17 protein-coding genes are annotated in these 17,402 nt (G+C 62.2%); 6 read left to right on the top strand and 11 right to left on the bottom strand.

Translation table 11 applies throughout. The features are described from left to right. Positions 1 to 27: 27 nt before the first annotated feature. Together H5P28_RS03330 and H5P28_RS03325 are read left to right on the top strand one after the other, a co-directional pair. A complete protein-coding gene (locus H5P28_RS03330; protein ID WP_185674296.1) occupies positions 28 to 684 on the top strand; it encodes a phosphopantothenoylcysteine decarboxylase domain-containing protein in 657 nt (218 codons plus the stop codon). 4 nt (positions 685 to 688) lie between these two features. Then, positions 689 to 1,867 (top strand): sensor histidine kinase, encoded by a 1,179-nt coding sequence (locus tag H5P28_RS03325; RefSeq protein ID WP_185674295.1) that lies wholly within the window; start codon positions 689 to 691, stop codon positions 1,865 to 1,867. Here H5P28_RS03325 and H5P28_RS03320 read toward each other — a convergent pair. The 3 genes from H5P28_RS03320 to H5P28_RS03310 form a co-directional block, all read right to left on the bottom strand. Further along, the gene (locus H5P28_RS03320; RefSeq protein WP_185674294.1) at positions 1,864 to 2,004 is read right to left on the bottom strand and encodes a hypothetical protein; all 141 of its coding nucleotides are present in this window, start codon (positions 2,002 to 2,004) and stop codon (positions 1,864 to 1,866) included. The genes H5P28_RS03325 and H5P28_RS03320 overlap by 4 nt on opposite strands. Before the next feature lie 39 nt (positions 2,005 to 2,043). Continuing rightward, entirely contained in the window at positions 2,044 to 3,663 is a 1,620-nt protein-coding gene (locus H5P28_RS03315; protein WP_185674293.1) for a S8 family peptidase, read from the bottom strand. A 126-nt stretch (positions 3,664 to 3,789) separates the two neighbouring features. Continuing rightward, entirely contained in the window at positions 3,790 to 4,335 is a 546-nt protein-coding gene (locus H5P28_RS03310; protein ID WP_185674292.1) for a lytic transglycosylase domain-containing protein, read from the bottom strand. A 200-nt stretch (positions 4,336 to 4,535) separates the two neighbouring features. On the opposite strand from H5P28_RS03310, the gene H5P28_RS03305 reads away from it, so the two are divergent. Then, a complete protein-coding gene (locus tag H5P28_RS03305) occupies positions 4,536 to 5,330 on the top strand; it encodes a TatD family hydrolase (RefSeq protein WP_185674291.1) in 795 nt (264 codons plus the stop codon). A gap of 37 nt (positions 5,331 to 5,367) precedes the next feature. Here H5P28_RS03305 and H5P28_RS03300 read toward each other — a convergent pair whose 3' ends face one another. From H5P28_RS03300 to H5P28_RS03290, 3 genes are all read right to left on the bottom strand, one after another. Further along, positions 5,368 to 6,006 carry a hypothetical protein gene (locus H5P28_RS03300; protein WP_185674290.1) on the bottom strand — a complete coding sequence of 213 codons (639 nt, stop codon included), beginning with the start codon at positions 6,004 to 6,006 and terminating at the stop codon, positions 5,368 to 5,370. Between the two features lie 424 nt (positions 6,007 to 6,430). Further along, a complete protein-coding gene (locus H5P28_RS03295) occupies positions 6,431 to 7,672 on the bottom strand; it encodes a DUF1501 domain-containing protein (protein ID WP_185674289.1) in 1,242 nt (413 codons plus the stop codon). A gap of 9 nt (positions 7,673 to 7,681) precedes the next feature. Further along, the gene (locus H5P28_RS03290; protein ID WP_185674288.1) at positions 7,682 to 9,172 is read right to left on the bottom strand and encodes a DUF1800 family protein; all 1,491 of its coding nucleotides are present in this window, start codon (positions 9,170 to 9,172) and stop codon (positions 7,682 to 7,684) included. 98 nt (positions 9,173 to 9,270) lie between these two features. Between H5P28_RS03290 and H5P28_RS03285 the strand changes: the two genes are divergently transcribed. Next, complete coding sequence (locus H5P28_RS03285; protein ID WP_185674287.1) at positions 9,271 to 9,861, top strand: DUF4136 domain-containing protein; 591 nt, start codon at positions 9,271 to 9,273, stop codon at positions 9,859 to 9,861. Positions 9,862 to 9,988: 127 nt separating this feature from the next. Here the strand turns inward: H5P28_RS03285 and alr are convergent, their stop codons facing one another. Next, on the bottom strand, positions 9,989 to 11,122 hold the full coding sequence (gene alr / locus H5P28_RS03280) for an alanine racemase (protein WP_185674286.1): 1,134 nt from the start codon (positions 11,120 to 11,122) through the stop codon (positions 9,989 to 9,991). Between the two features lie 181 nt (positions 11,123 to 11,303). After that, positions 11,304 to 12,698 (bottom strand): signal recognition particle protein, encoded by a 1,395-nt coding sequence (ffh, locus tag H5P28_RS03275; protein ID WP_185674519.1) that lies wholly within the window; start codon positions 12,696 to 12,698, stop codon positions 11,304 to 11,306. A 336-nt stretch (positions 12,699 to 13,034) separates the two neighbouring features. On the opposite strand from ffh, the gene serA reads away from it, so the two are divergent. Next, the gene (gene serA, locus H5P28_RS03270; RefSeq protein WP_185674285.1) at positions 13,035 to 14,639 is read left to right on the top strand and encodes a phosphoglycerate dehydrogenase; all 1,605 of its coding nucleotides are present in this window, start codon (positions 13,035 to 13,037) and stop codon (positions 14,637 to 14,639) included. Between the two features lie 30 nt (positions 14,640 to 14,669). Continuing rightward, entirely contained in the window at positions 14,670 to 15,278 is a 609-nt protein-coding gene (gene plsY / locus H5P28_RS03265) for a glycerol-3-phosphate 1-O-acyltransferase PlsY (protein ID WP_185674284.1), read from the top strand. A gap of 482 nt (positions 15,279 to 15,760) precedes the next feature. On the opposite strand, the gene H5P28_RS03260 is transcribed toward plsY, so the two are convergent. From H5P28_RS03260 to H5P28_RS03250, 3 genes are all read right to left on the bottom strand, one after another. Further along, a complete protein-coding gene (locus tag H5P28_RS03260; protein WP_185674283.1) occupies positions 15,761 to 16,195 on the bottom strand; it encodes a 6-pyruvoyl trahydropterin synthase family protein in 435 nt (144 codons plus the stop codon). Next, positions 16,189 to 16,899, bottom strand: coding sequence for a 7-cyano-7-deazaguanine synthase QueC (gene queC, locus H5P28_RS03255; RefSeq protein WP_185674282.1), 711 nt, complete (start codon positions 16,897 to 16,899; stop codon positions 16,189 to 16,191). The genes H5P28_RS03260 and queC overlap by 7 nt, the downstream gene beginning before the upstream one ends. Before the next feature lie 135 nt (positions 16,900 to 17,034). Beyond that, a complete protein-coding gene (locus H5P28_RS03250; RefSeq protein ID WP_185674281.1) occupies positions 17,035 to 17,247 on the bottom strand; it encodes a hypothetical protein in 213 nt (70 codons plus the stop codon). Positions 17,248 to 17,402: the final 155 nt, after the last annotated feature.

Genomic DNA, 17,402 nt, shown 5'->3' with positions numbered 1-17,402 from the left:
TTGGGGACAACCTTCCTGCTGCCTCGTATGAACGCAAGCCCTATCCGTTGCCTGATCACCGCCGGCCCCACTCGTGAGTACTTCGACCCGGTCCGCTTTATCAGTAATCCTTCCAGTGGAAAAATGGGCTACGCCCTCGCCGCTGCCGCCCGTGACGCCGGTTGGCGGGTGGACCTGGTCAGCGGGCCGGTGGCCCTGCCCGCACCCGAAGGGGTGGAAGTCGTGCCGGTGGTCACGGGACGAGAAATGCTCGCCGCCGTGCAGGAGCTTTTTCCGCTCTGCAATATCCTGATCAAAGTGGCGGCGGTTTGCGACATGCGTCCGAAACGGCGTTTCCCCGACAAGGTGAAAAAGGACGAGCTCGCGCTCACGGTGGAGTTCGAGCCGGTCGAGGACATTCTCAAAACCGTGGCCGCCGGGAAACAACCGGGGCAGATCGTGATCGGCTTCGCGGCCGAGACACAGAATGTCGAGGCCTACGCGCGTCGTAAGCTGGCCGAGAAAAAACTCGACTGGATCGTGGCCAATCGGGTTGGCGGGGCCAGGAGCGCCTTCGAGTCCGACCGCAACGATGTGCTGCTCATTGGCAGCGACGGCGAGAAGCTCGCCTTCGGTCCCGGAGCCAAGACCGACATTGCCCACCAGTTGATCGGCTACCTCAACGCCTACCACTTTGTTCACTGAGCCGATGCCAGAGAAAAGCACCCACCTTGACCGCATTCTTGGCCGGATTGACGACTTGGATTCGGACAATCTGGCTACCCTCGTGCGCCGCCTCGTCCGCGAACGCGGCTTGCTGGAGACAGTTTTCAACACCATTCAGGAGGGCATCCTCGTGGTGGACCAATCGGGGCGAGTCGAGTACGCCAACGCCGCCGCCGCGCACCTCATCGGGCTGAAGGAGAAAGACCTCGGGCACGCCGTGCTTTGGAAGGTCATGCCCGATTTGAGCCAGATCCTCGATTTCGACCGTGAGGCCAGCCCGGCCATGATGCCCGCCTCCTCGCGCGAACTTGAGATCACCTATCCGGAGCCGCGTTTCGTGCGGCTCTACGTGGTGCCCTTCGAGACCGAGGAGGAGGAGGAGCGCCAACTGCGTTACGCGATCATCATTTCCGACATCACCGAGGAGAAGACAACCACGGAGGAGCGCATCGCCAACGAGCGCATCTCGTCTATCTTCGATCTCGCCGCGGGAGTCGCCCATGAACTGGGCAACCCGCTTAACTCAATCAACATTCACCTCCAGCTCATGCGTCGCCAGCTCTCCCGGTTGGGGCGCGAGCCCGCTACGGAAAAAATCAAATCCTCGCTCGAAGCCTGCACCAACGAGGTGCAGCGGCTGGACGGGATCATCACGCACTTTCTCCAGGCCATCCGCCCGCAGCCGCCGGACCTGCGCGAGACGGACCTGATCGAAACCCTCTACGACGTGCTCAATCTCCAGGGCCCCGAATTACACAATCTCAACATCCACGTCGATGTCGAGGTACGGGCAGACCTGCCGCCGGTCATGGCCGACCCCGAGCAGCTCAAGCAGGTGTTTTTCAACATCACCAAAAACGCGATGGAGGCGATGGACGCCGGAGGCGATCTCAAGATCACCGCCCACGCCGACGACGATTACGTGACGCTCATTTTCGCCGACACCGGGGTCGGGATCTCGCAGCAGGATTTGCCCCGGGTTTTCCAGCCCTACTACACGAGCAAATCCGGCGGCCACGGCCTGGGGATGATGGTCGTCCAGCGCATCATGCGCGATCACGGCGGCCAGATCGGCATCGACAGCAAGCCCGGCACGGGAACTGTCATCAGCCTGCGCTTCCCGCAGCGCCACCGCCGCATGCGCATGCTCGAGTCCCGCTAACAGGAGATAGCGGCCAGGCTGAGGGGGGCGAGCGCTTCGGACCAGGGCCCGCCGTAGATGTTGTTGCCAAGGTGCTTGGAGAATTTGCCAAAGAGCCAGGGCGAAACCGGTTGGGAGGCGCTACGGCTTATATCCACGGTCAGGCCGGTCTGAGAATTGGGATGGGGAAAAAGGACTTATTCCGCGGTTTGCAGCAGAAGAGTCTCCGTGCGTGAGTCGTTGGCGGGGTGGGAGTCCTCGCCGTTGATGCTGACGGAGGCCCGGATCTCGACACCAGTCCCGGCGGAGAGCAGTTTGGTGCTGACCGGGACCGGCTGGGTGGCGATCTCGCCCGGCTTGAGCGCCCCGAGAAAGTAGCTTTCGCGCTGCTCGCCGACCTGGACATTCAACTGAACCTGACTGAGGTACTCGGTGCCGCGATTTTCCACCGTGATGTCGATCTGGTTGTCCGCTCCGGCCAGCGGTTCGGTCGGGAGGTTGTAGCTGGCCACGGCGGCATCGAATACGCCGCGCCGGTTGCGCTCGAGGATGCGCTCAATGTTGAGCACACCCTCGCCGGTGAACTCGTCCTTGCCAGGCAGGGCGGCATCGTTGGCGTTGTCGAGGACGACACGAACGGCTTCGGGACCGCTCAGGCGGGGGTCTTGCTGGAGCACGAGCGCGACGGCGGCCGCCACGAGCGGGGTGCTGAACGAGGTGCCCGAGACGCTGGCAAAGCGATCGCCGGTCCACGCCACCGGCACCTGCACGCCGGGCGCGGCGATGTCCACTTGCGGGCCGTAGTTGGAGAAGGAGGCAGGCTGCGAAAGCGCGTCAACCGCCGCCACCGCGAGCACCCCGTCGTAGGCGGCGGGGTAGGCGACCTGCCCGGCTCCGTCGTTGCCGACCGAGGCAACGAGTACGACCCCGTGTTCGCGGGCATACTTGATCGCTTGTCTCAGGACCGCGCTGTCGCCATAGGCACCGAGGCTCATGCTGATGACCCGCGCCCCCAGATCGACCGCCTGAACCACTGCCGCCGAGACGCGAAAGGTGTCACTGAGGCCGTCGTCATTGAGCACGGGCAGGCTTAGGATGGTCGTGCCCGCGGCCAGCCCGAGGACGGGGGAGTCCTGCCCGGCGATCAGTGAGGCCACCGCCGTTCCGTGCCCGACGGGATCGCTCTGGCCGACGCGCTCGGGAGAAAGGATGCGGGCGTCCTCCAGGTTGACATGGTCGCTCATCACGCCGGAGTCGAGCACGGCCACGGTCACCCCTTGGCCCCAGCGCGGGTCTGGCTCGGGCACGCCGAGAAAGCTCAGCACGGTCTCGCCGAAGCCGAGGTTGGCCGCGTTGAGGTAGGGCGAGTCGCCGACCGGTGGAGGCGGCGCGATGGGGAAATTATACCCCACCTGGCCGGGGCTGGCGCCGAGGCGTTTCCAGGCCGGGTCGGTGGTGCCGATGCGGATGGCGTTGAGGCCGGGCAGGGTGTTGAGGATGTCGATCCCCTGTTCGCGCAGCCAGGCCAGGGCCTGCTGATACTCGGCCTGGCTGTCAAAAACCAGCGCCACCTCGCCGCGAATCGCCCCGGGCGGCGGTGGCGGATAATCGGGGGTGGCGAGTCCGGCGGGTGTTGAGGGGGCGGTGGAAACAGCGGGCGAGAAACCGGTGTCCGCGTTCGGAGTGAAAACTGCTTCCGGCTGTAAAGCGGACGGGCCGGACGGTGCTTCACGCGAGGAGCGTCCCAGCGACCAGGCCACCCACGCGCTGAGAGTGAGCAGGAGGAGGGCGGCGGTGAGAGAAAGCGCTTTTTTCATGGTGATCGCGCAGGGGTCTAACACCGCATGGTGGCGAAAGTTCGCCCGGCTGGCGACTGAATTTGCCGCTCGCTTTTCGCCGGCAGCGGGGGGCTGCCGGAGGCGTTGTTCACTGAGGAGGCTCGGCTACGGAGTCTTGACCGGCGCGGTGTTACCGGCGAAGAGCTGCTGGTAAATCCTGTTGGAGGGGGCGGGGAGCTGGCTCAGCGAGTAGTTGGCGGCCTTGACCTTGTAGGGGCCGTAGCGGTAGCAGGCAGCCAGCAGGGGATAGGAGAAGTGCCCGTTTTGCTCCAGAAAGTTTTTGCAGAAAGCGAGGTAGTCAATGGCGACATAGACATTGGTGTGCCAGTTCCAGGCCAGTTGGTAGGAGGTGTTGCTGACTTCGTCCCAGGCGATTTCGCTGAGCTGCATCATCCCGTTGGCGTAGCCGGAACTGGCCCGCGGGTTGAGGCTGCTCTCGGCCCAGGCGATGGCGTACACGAACTGAGGGTCGATCCCGCGCTTGGGCGCTTCTTGGGCAATGTACCTCCAGACGCGTTCCGGTGTCGCGGGGCGGGGGGCGGAGGGCCGGGAGGAGAGACCGTTGAGCAGGCCAGTGAGGGAGCCCAGGGTGAGGCAGGTTAGGCAGAACCAGGTGGGGTGGTTAATCAGTTTCTTTAGAAATTGCTTCATGCGCTTGGTCGGAGGCTCAGGGAGAGCATTCGATGAGGGTGTGACGCGCATTGAAGAGAAGGCCCCGCGCTTTGTCAGCGAAATAGCGTTTCTTAAACCGCGCACTCGGGCTGGCTCGTCCAGAGAGGACAGTGAAAACTGTCCGGCGGAGACGCGATTCAGGCTTGGAATGCCGGGGGTGAATGCCAATGGTCGGGGCAATGGAATTGATCGACAGCCATTGCCACCTGGAGCGTTTTTACCGGCAGGGAGAGCTGGATGCCGTGCTCGCCCGTGCGGCCGAGGCCGGGGTTGGCCGGCTGATCGCGATTGGAACCGGCAAGGACGACTGGCCGCTCTACCAGCAATTGGCGGCGGAGCACCCCGGCCGGATTTACTGGGCCGCCGGGCTGCATCCCTCCGATGTGGGCGCGGATTGGGAGGAGCAGGTCGAAATGCTCCCGCAGTACTGGAAAAATGGCCCCCGCCCGGTGGCGGTAGGCGAGATCGGGCTGGACCGCTTCCGCCTGCCCGGCAATGCCGAGGAGGCCGCCGCCGTCATGGTCTGGCAGGACAAGGCTTTCCGGCGGCAGCTCCAGTTGGCGAAGGAGCTGGACATGCCGGTGGTTGTCCACTCGCGCCATGCCTTCGAGGCCAGCCTCGCCGTGATCGACGAGTGCGGCTTTCCGTGGGAGCGCGTGGTTTTTCACTGCTTTGTGGACGGGGCCGGGCCGATGCGGATGCTCAACGAGCGCGGCGGGCGCGGCTCCTTTACCGGGATCGTCACTTACAAGAATGCTCCCGAGGTGCGCGAAGCGTGCCGCGGGCAGGGGCTGGACCGACTGATGGTGGAGACGGACGCGCCCTACCTGGCGCCGGTGCCTCATCGAGGAAAACCCTGCGAACCCTTTATGGTGCGCGATACGGCGGCGTTCATCGCCGGGGAATTGGGCGTGTCGCCGGAGGAACTCGCCGCTATCGCTACGGCCAACACCGAGGCGTTCTTTAATCTTTAGGCCGTGTCTTCAGATTATCTCACGTCGCCCACACAGCCTAGCGCTGAGGCATGGCCAGGGGGCCGTGGCTCATATCGCCGGCGCGCTTGAGTTCGCCGCGCATGGTGAGCAGGGCACGGTTGTCGCCGACCGGGACTTCCTCGTAGCCCTCAACCGTGAGGACGGGGCCTTCCGGGCCGTCCGAAAACGTGTCGGTCACTTTGCGCGCGAGCGGGTCGGCGTCGTCTGCCGGGAGCCAACTGATTTTGCGCCCGTCGTCGCTGACTTTGCCGATAAAGAAGTGCTGGCGTCCCTCCTGGTCGGTTTCCGAATAAATGTTTCCAGCCTCAATATAGGTACGAGATTCGGAAGCGGAGAGTGTGCCCATCGAGGCGAGCACGGCCTGGCCCTTGAGCACTTTGATACCGTCGATCTCGTCCCACCAGTATTGTTGCTCAATCTGGATGGTCTGGATGACGCGGGTCAGGCTGCGGATTTCAATCGTGCCCACCCAACGGCCCTGGTAGCGGTCGAGCACGGCGTTGAGTCGGGCCGTCCGCTCGGCGGGAGACTCGTCCTGAGTCACCGGGGAGGACACAAGGGCGCTGTTTTCCTGCGCGGTGGCGTCGGTCTGGGCGTGAAGCGGTGCGAGGGCGCAAGCGGAGGCCAGCAGGGCGAAAAGGGAGCGGGTGAGCATAGCCCATAAGCATGGTGGAAACTGTCCGCTTGGCAAGCGTCGCCGAAGGTCTACAGAAATGATCACGGAACTCTGGCGGCATTGCCCCATCGAGTACACTCAGGGTTCGATGGGCCTATCTCATTCCTCACCCAGTTTGACATTTAGGAGATTTAACAGGAAGGCCGGAAAGTAAGGAAGGCGATGCTTCCAGTCCTTTGCGACTTTGTGCCTTTGCGGTTTTAAAAAAAAGAACCGGTCAATCCGCAAAGCAAAGTCGTGCCGTCGTCGCATTGCGAGGAGGCTTTATTTCCGACCGCTTTAAAACACAAGCGCGGCCACCAGGCCGAGGCCGAGCAGCAGGACGAGCACACTGAGGGCGGCGGCTTCGCGGCGGGTGAGTTTGAGGAGCATACCGGAAAACTGGCCGAAACGGCGGGCAGGCTCAAACGAAATTCATCGACTTGAAGGGGCGTTCGATCACCTTGGACGGGTCGGCCTGCATCCAGTTTTTCAACACCGTGGAATAGACCTGCCGGAAGTCGGTCGTGTAGGTGAGGTCCTGATTCTTCTTCACGTTGAGATCGGGTCGGGTGCCGACGAGGGGGTTTTTGACGCCCGCGCCCATGACAAAGAGCGGCGCGGCGGTCCCGTGATCGGTCCCGATGCTGGCATTTTCACTCGGGCGGCGTCCGAACTCGGAAAAAGTCATGGTCAGGACCTGGTCCTGCAACTTGTGCCGCTCCAGGTCGAACTGGAATGCCGCCAGCGCAGCGGAGAGGTCGCCGAGGAGCTGCTGGTGGCGTCCGGACTGGTTGGCGTGGGTATCGTAGCTGCCCTGGCGCACGAAGTAAACGCGGGTCTCCAGCCCGGCGGCAATGAGCGCGGCCACGCGCTGGAGCGACTGGCCGAGGCTGCTGCCGGGGTACTTGGCGAGGGGCTTGTATTTACCCAGCACGTCGTTGACCTGGCGCTGCGTCACGATGGTGTCCATCAGGGTGTGCTGGAGGTAGCCGGCGTTGCCGGAGTTGGAGGATGCCTCGATGACGTCTTCGAGCAGGTCGATCTCGCGGTCGGCGGCCTTGCCGACGGAGCCGTTGGCGGGCATGCCGAAAATATTGTGCGGGACGGAGGACTGGCAGGACTGCGGCATCTCGTCGCCTATGTGGACGGCGTTGGGCTCGGAGGAACTGGGCTTACCTGAGCACTCGGCGTCGAAGTAGCGTCCGATCCAGCCGGTCTGGGTGGTCTGGTCGCTGTCCACCGCCGTTTCCCAGATTTCGGTCGAGCGGAAGTGGCTGCGGTTCGGGTTAGGATAGCCGACGTTCTGGACGATGGAGAGTTTGCCGTCCTTCCACAGCTCGCTCATCTTACCCATCGCCGGGTGCAGGCCGGTCAGGTCGTCGAGACGGATAACCTTGTTGGCCGGGATACCGAGCTTGGGCCGCAGGTTGTAATAATGGTCGTCGGCAAAGGGGATGACGGTGTTCAGCCCGTCGTTACCGCCGGCGAGCTGGACGAGCACGAGGATGCTGCGGTCGCGCTCGGCGGCGGGCACCTGGGCGGCGGCGGCGCGGGTCAGAAAGGCCGGGACGAAGCCGCTGAAGGCGAGCAGCCCCAGTCCGCTGGCGGAGGAGCGCAGGAATTCGCGACGGGTCAGCGGCAGGCGGGGGCAGGGATCGTTCATGGCGGACCTTTAACAGAGTTGATACTGGGGGGACTGGAGGATGGCCTGGATGACTTCGCGGACGCACTTGTACTTGCCCCCGGCGTTTTTGGCCAGGTGGTCTTCGAGGTACAGCCGGAATTTCTCGCTCGGCATCTGTGGCAGGTAGGTCTGGCACAGGTGATTGGCAACGTAGCTCGGAGTCTTGTCGTAAAGGTACTTCATGTCCGCGCCAGAGAGATGGAAGTTCTTGTATCCGGCGGCACGGAACTCGTTGAGGTCGGCCAGCGCATCAGCATTGAGCTGGTCCTCGTTTATGCCCCAGAAAATCGTCTGCGCAAGTTGACGGCGGGCCTCCAGAGTGGTGGCGTTGATCCAGTGGCGGCCTCCTACCCAACCGCGGACGTTGGGAGGGTTGAAGAACTCCTGCCCCATGGCGCGGAGGGGGCTGAGGGTACGGTTAATCAGCGGGGGGATGTCCAGCCCGTTGTCCTGATACATGCCCAGGTAATACTGTATGGGGCTTTTGATCAGGTTCATCCGGTACTCGGGGGCGTAAAAGATCCGGCTGGCAAAGAAGGTCTTGAGCAGGAAGCTCATGTCGAATTTTCGAGCGGCCCAGGACTGGCCCAGCTCATTGACGAACGGTTCCGGAAGGGATGCCTCACTGAGGTAGAACTTCACCATCTCGCGCGGAACGAAGGTACGGGCTGCCGGTTGGGTGTACACCAGGTCGATGACCTCGTCGCCGGAAAAATTGCCGGTCTGGCCAAAGACGGTCTTTTCGCCGTTGTCGTGGTACTTCTCGACGAACTTGAAACCCTCCTTGTCAATCCGGTAGCCGGTGAAGGCGCGGGCGGCCTGCTTGATGTCCTGCTCGCTGTAGTTGCCCTCGCCCAGTGTGAACAGCTCGAACAGCTCGCGGGCGAAGTTCTCGTTCGGAGCGCCCTTGGTGCTGCGGTCGAGATTGAGGTACTTGATCATGGCCGGCGAGCGGCTGACCGCCTTGGCCAGGTCGGGGTAGGGGCCGAGCCCCTTGGAGCGCAGGAGCGCCTGATGGTTATAGAGCCGGTCGGATTCCTGAATGCTCTGCCGGTCCACCACGAAAATATCCTGCAGGAAAAGAACGTACTTCTCCTGCACCGAGTGGGCGGGCTCGCGGGCGAACTGGAGCCAGCGCATGCCGAAATCCTGGTAGGCGGCGGTGCGCTGCTGACGCTGTTCGCGTCTGAGTTTGCGCTTTTCTTCCTCGTCTTTGGTTTCACGGATCATGGCCGACATGGCCGGGTTTTGTTCCGTGTAGAGGCGGGTGTCCTCGGGGCGGGGCATGGGGGAGAACTGGCCGAACCACTGGTCCAGGGTAGCCTTGAGCCCCTGCTTGCGCACCCGCTCGACCTCGTCGGTCGTGGAAGAAAAACCGGCCCGCCGCAGCAAATGCCGCGTTTCGTCTTCGCCCCACTCGTCGGGAGGCAATGCCTGCCAAGCCTGGCGCGGCGTGAGGTTTTTTATGCTCGTAGTCACCGCTAGTTAGTATTAACCTCAGTCGTCAGATTTAGTTCCAATAGTCGTCCTGTTATTTTAACCACAAATCTCACAAACGCAAAACGTAAATAATTCTTATGCGCAACCCCATCCGCTCTTCGTTCCTTTCCCTGACTGCCGCCTTGATCGCTGTTTTCGCCTTCAACGGCTGCGATACTGTCAACACCTCCGAGAACGCCGGAGTAATCGCCTCAATGGAAACCTTCCACATGGGGGATGTCAGCGGCTCGCTCAGCCACTTCGGTTCACGCAACCAGCAGGATGCAGTCGTGCTGACTCAGGAGATGGTGGCCCGCCGGCTCGAAGCCCTCGGCTACCGGGAAGTTCCCACTTCGGAACCGGCCGATATGACCATTCTGCCCGGCTGGAGCTTCTACGAGCAGCGCAACCCGGCCCTGAAGAACTCCGAACCGGTCAGCTATGAGCAGTCCCTTTACCAGTCCGGCAGCCAAATGATGGGCCGTCTGGGGGTGGAAGTGCTCGGTGGCAGCGGTCAAGTCCTGTGGAGCTCGATGTCGAGCTGGAGCGTGCAAGCCTCGACCAGCACGACTTCGGATTTCTCCTACGCCGCGGAAATGGCCCTGCGCGGTTTCCCCGAAGCAGTGCGTGACGAAACCGTTAAGGCAACGGCCAGCCCCATCGGGAGTGCCGGTGACGGCGGTTTCTGAAAATAACGCAGGTTATTTATTAACCACAGAGAGCACAAAGGGCACAGAGCTTTTTTAAAGGGATAAGCCCCTGGATCGTTTTCGTGTCTTCTTGTGTTTTTGTGGCGATAGGATTTTTTTACGGCCCTCAAATCTCGCGCGAGGTGCGGTAGAGGCGGGGAACCCGTTTGGTGATGGAGCAGAAGGCTTCCCACGGGACGCAGTCGGCCCAGTTGCTGAATTCCTGCACATCGATGGATTCGTCCCCCTGCCGCCCAATCAGCGTGACTTTGTCGCCGGGGGCGGCCTCAGGGTTGTCGGTCAGGTCAACAATGGTCTGGTCCATCGTCACCCGGCCCAATACCGGGCAGCGTTTCCCCTGAATGATGACCTGAGCCCGGTTGCTGGCGGTGGTCGGCAGGCCGTCGCCGTAACCGGCGGTGATGACGCCGAGGCGGGAGTCACGCTGCAGGTGGAAGGTCTGCCCGTAGCTGATCCCGGTTCCGGCGGGCAGATGCTTGATGATGCCGATGCGGGTGTGAAAGCCCAGCACCGGTTCGGGCTTGAGGGAGGCGAGGATGGAGTTCGGGCTGGGCAGGCAGCCGAATTGCAGCAGCCCGACGCGGACCGCGTTGAAGGGCGAGTCCGGGCTCAGCGTTTCCAGACCGGCGCTGTTGTGGGCGTGGATGAGCAGCGGGCGCGTATCGAGATCAGGGAGGGACTTGAGCGCCTGCAGAAAGCGGCGGCTCTGCAAGCCGGTGAAGTCCGGGTCGGTATCGGCACTGGCAAAATGGGTAAAAATCCCGGCCAATCGCAGGTGGGGCGAGTCCATGATTTGCCGGTAAAGCTCGACCACCTGCTCATGCCACACGCCGAGACGGCCCATCCCGGTGTCGATGACCATGTGGACGGGGAGCCGGGTACGGGCGCGCTCTCCGGCGGCACTGAGACGGGAGACTTCCTCGGCAGTGGAGACGGTGGCGGTTAGCTCGTACTCGGCCAGGTGGTCCTCCTCTTCGGGCAGGACAGGCCCGAGAACGAGGATCGGCCACCCGCGTCCGATTTCGCGCAACTCGGCGGCCTCGTAGACGTTGGCCACGGCAAACATGCTGGCCCCGCTCTGCATCAACCGGGTGACCATTCGGGGCATGCCGTGCCCGTAGGCGTCGGCTTTGACCACGGCCACATACTGCATGTGTGGCGGCAGTGCCGCCCTGATCCGTCCGAGGTTGCGCTCCAGCGCTCCCATGTCGATTTCCGCCCAGCAACGATATTTTTTCATGCGTGGACATAAGCAGAACACGCCCGCCCTCGCCACGCAACGAAGCAATGAAAACGCCTCGTTATTTTCGCTCCCGGCTTGTTTTTTTATTTAACCACAGAGGACACAGGGGGCACAGAGCGCTGCCGCTATGGATGGAGGGCGCTCACTTGAGTTATTCTAGATCCTAACCGGCAGACGCCTACAGACCAAGGCCGGGAGGCAGGCCCTTACCTCCGCCTCCGAGGCCGGAGAGGTCGGGCATGCCGCCTTTGCCGCCGCCCATACCGCCGAACTTTTTCATCAACTTGCGTCCCTTGGAACCGCCCATCATTTTCATCATCTTGCGCATCTGGCCAAACTGCTTGATGAGCTGGTTGACATCGCGCACCGAGGTGCCGGAGCCGTCAGCGATACGCTTGCGGCGGCTGGCGTTGAGGATCATCGGTTTGCGGCGCTCCTGCACGGTCATGGACAGGATGATGGCCTCGGTCTGTTTGAGCCGGTTCTCCTCGGCGTCGCCGATTTCGATCCCGCTCATGCCGGGCATCATTTTCATCAGGGAACCGATGGAGCCCATCTTTTTGACCTGGCGCATCTGCGCGAGGAAGTCCTCGAAGTCGAACTCCGCGCGCTGCATTTTCTCGGCCAGGCGCTGGGCTTCTTTCTCGTCGATGTTTTCCTGTGCCTTTTCAACCAGCGAGACGACATCGCCCATCCCGAGGATGCGCTGGGCCATGCGGTCGGCGTGGAAGATCTCAAAGTCGTCCATCTTCTCGCCCGTACCCATGAACTTGATGGGCACGCCAGTGATGGTCTTCATGGAGAGGGCCGCGCCCCCGCGGGCGTCGCCGTCGAGCTTGGTCAGAACGATGCCGGTCAGGTGGACCGCGTCGTTGAAGTGCTGGGCGACGTTGACGGCCTCCTGACCGAGCGCGGCGTCGGCCACGAGCAGCACCTCGTCGGGGACGATCTTGTCGCGTAGCTTTTTGACTTCCTCGATCAGGTCGTGGTCGATCTGGAGCCGCCCGGCGGTGTCGAAAATGATCAGGTTTGCGTCCTGTTCCTTGGCCCACTCCATCCCGGCGCGGCCGATCTTAGGCACGTCTTTGGAGTTGCGGTCGGTGTAGCAGCGAAAGTTCTCCTGACGGCAAAGGGTCTCAAGCTGGTCGATGGCGGCGGGGCGGTAGATGTCGCAACCGACGAGGGCGGGACGGTAGCCTTCCTTGGCCAGGCGCTTGGCGAGCTTGGCCGAGGTGGTGGTCTTGCCGGAGCCGTGGAGGCCGACGAGCATGATGCGCAGAGGCTTCTTGTCCAGCAGTTGGCCCGCGCCTTCGCCGAGCAGTTTGACCAGTTCGTCATTGATGATTTTGACGATCTGCTGTCCGGGGGTGACGCTGGCCAGCACCTCCTGCCCCATGGCGGCGGCCTTGACATCCTCCACGAACTGCCGCGCGACCTTGAAGTGCACATCAGCCGAGAGCAGGGCGGTGCGCACCTCCTTGAGGGCTTCTGCCATGTTCTCTTCGGTCAGTTTGCCGATGCCGCGCAGGTTGCGCAGGGCTTTCGACATGCGGTCGGTCAGGTTTTCGAGCATGAACCCTTCAGGGTAGGACTCTGGCGGCTTCTGCAAAGGGAAAAATGCGTCCCGGCAGCGAAACTTTCACCCGGTGGACGAGGGCTATCGTATTGAATGGTACAAATTTCCCGCCGACATCTTTGCGCTGGCCGGATAAAAGGTAAAAAGCCCCCGGACCGCCCGCCCCGGGCTTTTTCGTCGTCAACCGTACAATCCTGCCAGCCCATCCCGCCACAGAAAAGCACTCCGCGCAGGAATTTCGACGTCTGGCCGCCGTGAAAACAGGCGATTTTTGCCCGCGCCCTCTCAGGGGTTGCATTTTTCGGGAGCCACGATTAACTCCCACCCTTTGCCATGAAAATACTGGTAGCCGACAAAATATCGTCCATCGGGATCGAATACCTGAAACAGCAGCCTGGCTTCGAGGTCGTCGTGGCCTGGGAGGTCATTCCAGACTGGAAGGCGTCCCCCGAACAAGTCAAGCAGCTCATCGGAGACGTCGAAGGCGTCGCCGTGCGCTCCGAAACAAGGATCTCCGCGGACATCATCGCCGTGGCCCCCAAGCTCAAGGTCGTTGGCCGTGCCGGGGTCGGGGTGGACAACATCGACATCGAGGCCGCCACGGAGCGCGGTATCATCGTCATGAACACGCCCGGCGGCAACACTATCGCCACCGCGGAACTGACCTTTACGCACATGCTTTGCGGCACGCGGCCGATTGCGCAGGCCGCCGCCTCCATGAAGGCGGGCCGCTGGGACCGCAAGCTGTACTCCGGTTGCGAGCTTAACGGCAAGACGCTCGGCGTTTGTGGCTTGGGCCGCATCGGGGCCGAAGTGGCCAAGCGCGCCATCGCCTTTAATATGAAGGTGCTGGCTTTCGACCCGTACCTGACCGAGTCCCGCGCCGACGCGTTGGGCATCAAGAAGGTCGAGCTCGACGAGGTGCTGAGCCAGTCGGACTACATCACTGTGCACATGCCGCTGACGGCCGACACCAAGTACATGATCGACGAGTCCGCCTTCGCCAAGATGAAGGACGGCGTGCGCCTCTTCAATGTCGCCCGTGGCGGCATCATCAAGGAGTCGGCGCTGGCCGAGGCCATCAAGAGCGGCAAGGTCGCCGCAGCCGGGCTGGACGTTTACGAGAGCGAACCGCTGGCTGAGGACAGCGAACTGCGCGGCCTCGACAAGCTCGTGCTGACTCCGCACCTGGGCGCCTCCACCAAGGAAGCTCAGGAAAGCGTCGGGGTGGAAATCGCCCACCAGATCGCCGAAGCCCTTCAGGGCGGGATGGTCCGCAACGCCATCAACATGCCCTCGGTGGACTCCAAGAGCCTCGAAGTGCTCCAGCCCTACCTCACGCTGGGGCAGGCTTTGGGCAGCTTTGTGCAGCAGCTTGCTCCGCCCAACGTGGTCAAGCTCCGCATCACCTACACCGGCAAGATCACTTCGCTGGACACACTCCCGCTCGACCGGGCCGTGCTGCGCGGGTTCATGCGTAAGATTTCCGACCACGTTAACGACGTTAACGCCCCGAAGAAGCTTCAGGAACTCGGTATCGAGCTGGAGACGGTCAAGAGCAACCAGGAGGCCGAGTACACCGAACTGGTCGAGGTGCAGGCCCTCTGCGCCGACGGCAAGACCCGGACTGCTTCCGGCACGCTCTTTGGCAAGGTGCAAAATCCGCGCATCGTCAGCATCGACGGACACGGTGTCGAAGCGACCACCAGCGGCATTCTGCTTGTTTTCAAGAACAAGGACGTACCTGGCATCGTGGGCTTCCTCGGCACCGAGCTGGGCAAGGACAATGTCAACATCGCCAGTATGTCCCTGAGCCGCGACCGTGGCGAAGGCTGGGCGATCAGTGTGTTCGAGCTTGACAGCGTGCCCTCGGAAAAGGCGCAGGCCGACATCCTCAAGCACGAGGCGATCCTGAAGTTCAGGATCATCGAGTTGTAGTTGTTTCCGGATACGCAGCGTTCTCTCCCCATGCCCAACCTGATCGAAATCATCGGAGTGGCCCTCGTCGGCTACCTCATCGGATCGGTGTCCTTCGCCGTGATCATCGCCCGTCGCATGGGCGTCGATATTCTTCGGGAGGGCAGTTGCAACCCCGGCGCGACGAACGTCAAGCGTGTGCTGGGCAAGCGGGCCGGGAACCTGTGTTTCGCCCTGGATTTCCTCAAGGGGCTGGTGGCGGCTGGTTGGCCGTTGCTGCCCTTTGTGGGAGCCAGTGAGCCGGTCCACCTCGGCATTGTCGGGCTGATCGCGGCCATTCTCGGGCACAGTTTCTCGCTGTTTCTGGGCTTCAAGGGCGGAAAGGGCGTGGCCACCACCATGGGCGGCCTGCTCGCGCTCGCGCCGATCGTGCTCGGGCTGGGGATCGTGGCCTGGGTCGTGTTTTTCTACACCACCCGCTATGTGTCGCTGGCCTCGCTGGCCTTTGGCATTAGCCTACCGGTCTGCGGGCTGTTCTTTGTCCACGACACCTGGTTGATGGTTTTCCTCGTCGCGCTGGCGGTGCTCATCGTTGTGCGCCACCGCTCAAATATCCAGCGCCTGCTCAAGGGCACGGAAAACCGTTTCGTGAAGAAATAGCGTTGGCGGCTGCTTTGGTCGCGCTCGTTTTTATTGCCCGTTCCGCAGAAGTGGACGGGCTTTTTTTACCGCAGAGACGCAAAGACGCAGAGATTATCTTCAGGGAATGCTACAACCACAATGGCCCTGGGGTTGTATAATAGACCACTTATACCAGCTTCCAAGAGACATTGATAATGTGAGAGTTTTAACGGGAAGGTCGGAAAGAACGCCAAGTGAGCTCGGAAGAGTAGCCTTCCTCACTTCCCGTCCTTCCTGTTAAAAAAAAACAGTCACAACAGGAGGCTTACCGATTTTATCATTTCAGTATACAACGGTCTGAATCAGGGGGTTACGACGGGCTATTGAAATGCGCAACGCACGCGGACAAACAAGCCTCTGTGCCTTTTGTGCCTCTGCGGTGAAAAAAAGGCATCAGCACTCAACGAGACTCACCGGTTTACCCGCCGGGCAGTAACGCCCCCACAGGTATTTCCGCCCGCTCAATCCGCCGCGCGGTAGGTGGCGGAGTTTTTCGAGTCCTCGTCCACGGTGACTTCCGTGACCCAGGCGCGACCACCGGAGTCGGCCCGCACGAGCCGGTCGAAGACACCGTGCAGGTGCATGGCCAGTCCTTCGCAGGAGCAGCTTGCGACCAGATAGACCTTGAACGCCTCGGGGCAGCCGCTGACGAGTTGCTCGCGCAACGGGTCGTCCTCGTTGAGCACGCAGGCGTGGTCGAGGTTTTCGTCGATCCAGGCGCGCAGGTACTTGAGTTTGCCGAAGTCAACCACGAAGCCGTTGGCGTCGGGGGCGGAACAGGCGAAGGTCACGTGGAGCGTCCAATTGTGCCCGTGCAGGAGCGCGCAGTGCCCGTCGTGGCAGTGCTGGCGGTGGGCGAAGGGGATGTCGGTAAAACTTTTGCGGCAGGTCAGCATGGCGGCAGGTTCCAGTCGTTAGCGATAAGGTCGGCGAGGGCGGGGGCGTTGTCGGCGTAGGGGGTGGGGTCTTCGACGCCGGCCAGGTGGAAGGCCTCCCGGCGCTCGATGCAGGTGCCGCAGCGGCCGCAGTGCTTGTCGCCGCCCTGGTAGCAGGACCAGGTTTTTTCAAAAGGCACACCCAGCTCTGCACCCCGGGCGACGATGCCGGCCTTGGTCATCTGGACGTAGGGCCGGTGGACGAAGACCTCGTGCCAGTCGGCCATGCGGATGGTCTTGTCCAGGGCGTCGGTGAACTCTTCCCGGCAGTCGGGATAGATGGCGTGGTCCCCGGCATGGGCGGCGTAGGCGACGCAATCGGCCTTGCGGGAAATGGCCCAGCCCGCCGCGAGGGAAAGCAGGATCATGTTGCGGTTGGGGACGACGGTCTGCTTCATCGACTCCTCCGCATAGTGCCCCTCGGGCACGGCGATGGCCGGATCGGTCAGGCTGGAGCCGCCAAGCAGGCTGACGACGCCGCTCAGGTCGGCCACCCGATGCTCGATCCCGAGCAGCTGGCAGAGGGCGGCGGCGCAGGTGATCTCCTTGTCGTGGCGCTGGCCGTAGTTGACGGAGAGCGCGGCCACCTCGTGGCCGTTTTTCAACAGCTCATATAAAAGTACGGTCGAGTCCAGACCGCCGGAATAAACTACTATCGCATTCATGGTGAAATTCAGTGTGCGGGCGGCATCCGTGCCGCCCGGCCCCTGGGAATTTCCTAGCAGGGAAGAACGTATCGTGCCGGAAATCGCCCCCGAGTCGATGATAAACGCGAGGGCGATCCTGTGGCGCGGCGAAGCTTATTGCCCGCCGTTGATCGACTCCTGCATCTGCTCGGCCTCGTAGGCGTTGATCTGGCCGTTGCCAGCCCAGTCTTCCACTTGCTGCGACTGGTTGGCGTCGAGGGTTTGGACCTTGGGAGCGTTTTCGTCGGCTTCGACGTTTTTTTCAAATTGTGCGCAGCCCGCGAGCAGGCAAACCGGGAAGAGAGCGAGGACCATTTTGTTGAACATGGCGGCGAGCATGGGCAGGCTCTGTCACTGGCACAAACCAAATTTGCGGCGCGTAGCCGCACTGGACATCATCATACCGCTTCTCTCCAGGGTTGAAGCTTTACGGTTCTTGCGAAGGAACGAAGTTCCGTCTCAAACGTTTTGGGTGAGAGCGA

It is taken from the genome of Ruficoccus amylovorans, assembly GCF_014230085.1.
GTDB lineage: Bacteria > Verrucomicrobiota > Verrucomicrobiia > Opitutales > Cerasicoccaceae > Ruficoccus > Ruficoccus amylovorans.
This window is presented reverse-complemented; position numbering and strand designations above follow the sequence as displayed.